General features: G+C 31.0%; 4 protein-coding genes. All 4 read left to right on the top strand.

The window, feature by feature from the left end:
- Positions 1 to 71 precede the first annotated feature (71 nt).
- The 4 genes from ACH2BG_RS02660 to ACH2BG_RS02645 all read left to right on the top strand — a co-directional run bounded on the left by ACH2BG_RS02660 (position 72) and on the right by ACH2BG_RS02645 (position 2,018).
- Positions 72 to 272: a hypothetical protein gene (locus ACH2BG_RS02660; RefSeq protein ID WP_395046189.1), complete on the top strand. Its 201-nt coding sequence runs from the start codon at positions 72 to 74 to the stop codon at positions 270 to 272.
- Positions 273 to 426: 154 nt separating this feature from the next.
- Positions 427 to 678 carry a hypothetical protein gene (locus ACH2BG_RS02655; protein ID WP_395046188.1) on the top strand — a complete coding sequence of 84 codons (252 nt, stop codon included), beginning with the start codon at positions 427 to 429 and terminating at the stop codon, positions 676 to 678.
- 5 nt (positions 679 to 683) lie between these two features.
- Positions 684 to 1,604, top strand: a complete 921-nt coding sequence (locus ACH2BG_RS02650) for an RNA ligase family protein (protein WP_395046187.1) — start codon at positions 684 to 686, stop codon at positions 1,602 to 1,604.
- A gap of 123 nt (positions 1,605 to 1,727) precedes the next feature.
- Positions 1,728 to 2,018 (top strand): hypothetical protein, encoded by a 291-nt coding sequence (locus tag ACH2BG_RS02645; protein ID WP_395046186.1) that lies wholly within the window; start codon positions 1,728 to 1,730, stop codon positions 2,016 to 2,018.
- Positions 2,019 to 2,058: the final 40 nt, after the last annotated feature.

The following is a 2,058-nucleotide window of genomic DNA, read 5'->3' as shown; positions in this document are numbered from 1 at the left end:
ATTTAGAGGTAAAAAATTAACCCCTAGCGAATTTTAAGATGAAAAAACAAATCATAGAAAAATATGCTTTAATGAAGCATAAGACAGCAATACTTGTTGTAATTGCAGACAAGACAAATACAAGTTTCGCACAGGTTCGCCAACGTTGGTTTAACTCTAAATTAGATAATCCAATACCAGAGAGTCATTTTATTAAAATACTTGAAATAATCGATAGGCAGTTGAAATTCGAAGCTGTAGAGAAAAAACATTATGAATCGTTCGAAGATTAACGTTTCGTGGCTTGACGCAGGTGGAGGAAATAAGCACATACCCATACTTCGGATAATGACAGATTATAAAAGTGCAAAACAGACTTTAAATTAAACAATTAACCCAGCTATTGTGTAGCATATGTTACTGGCTGTGTTTTTAAAATCAAACGCGATGGAAGCAAATATTTCAGAATTAAAAGGAAAAGTATTGTCTAAAATAGAAAAAATAGACAATAAAGAATTTATTTTTCATTTAGAAAATGGAGAAACATATAAAATGTATCACGACCAAGACTGTTGTGAAAGTGTATCAATTGAAGATATAAATGGAGATTTAGATGATTTGATTGGAACGCCGATTTTATTAGCAGAAGAAGTTTCAAATGATGAATTTACAAATGCTTTTGACGCTAAATTTAATTAGAAAAGATGTTTAAAAAGTATCAACATTTAGAAAGATTTGGCACTACCGAAGTGGCACAAATTGAATTAGGAGAATGTTTTATTTTTCCTAAAATTGACGGAACAAATGCTTCTGTTTGGATTAATAACGGAGAATTACAAGCAGGTTCAAGAACAAGAAAATTATCATTAGAAAGTGATAACGCAGGATTTTACGAATGGGTTTTAAAGCAAGAAAGATTATTAAATTACTTAAAAGAAAATCCAACACATAGATTGTTTGGGGAATGGTTAGTTCCTCATTCATTGAAAACTTACCGCCAAGATGCTTGGAGAAAATTTTATGTTTTTGAAGTTGTAGAAGATAGACTTCAAGAAGAATTAACTCACGATGCAGATGAAAAATTTAATTACTTGCATTACAACGATTATAAGCCATTACTTGAAAAACACGAAATTGATTTTATACCACCAATTGCGGTTATTAGAAATAGTAACTATGAACAATTAGTAAATCAATTAATGAAAAATGATTTTCTTATTGAAGATGGAAAAGGTTATGGAGAAGGAATTGTTTTGAAGAATTACGATTTTAAAAATAAATTTGGTCGTAAAACTTGGGCTAAAATTGTAACAAGTGAGTTTAAAGAAAAACACGCTAAAGTTATGGGTAAATCAACTATTGAAGGTAAAAAGATGGTTGAAGAAGAAATTGCTGAAAAATATGTTACGACTGCATTTTGTGAAAAAGAATATGCTAAAATAGAAACTACTGACGGATGGAGTTCTAAAATGATTCCAAGATTACTAAACGTAATTTTCTATGAAATTGTAAAAGAGGAAAGCTGGAATTTTGTAAAAGAAAATCGTAACCCGACTATCAATTTTAAAACTTTACAGCATTTCGTTTTCGCTAAAGTTCGTGATAGACTACCGAACGTCTTTTAACGGTTCGCTGCTATAATTTCGGCAGCCTATGGACAAAGATATTTCGGCTGCTGAAATATAGCAGATGTTATGCCTAGTACCGGTGGTTAAAAAATATTAAATTAATATTAAAACAAAATAAAAATGGAATTTAAAGGAACTAAAGGAGAATGGAAGTTTTTAGATAATGGAACTTATTGTGAAATTCAGAGAGAAAAACCATTACTAAGTATTTGCGCTATTAATATGAATATTGAAGGTTATGAAGAAAACGCAAAAGCAATTGCAGCGGTTCCCGACTTAATTGAAGCATTGCAAAAAATAATCGAAATGAATTATCAAAATGCGGAAGACCAATATGGTGATAGAAATAAAGCTGATGGATGGAGTTGCGTGACTGTTGCTAAAAAAGCACTTAAAAAAGCACTATCGTAGTATTCCTGATAACGTTTCGCAGCTAAACGAGGTGGCGTTT

The sequence above is a fragment of the Flavobacterium sp. genome, from assembly GCF_043779715.1.
GTDB lineage: Bacteria > Bacteroidota > Bacteroidia > Flavobacteriales > Flavobacteriaceae > Flavobacterium.
The sequence above is the reverse complement of the archived record's forward strand: the minus strand, read 5'-3'. Positions and strand labels throughout refer to the sequence as shown.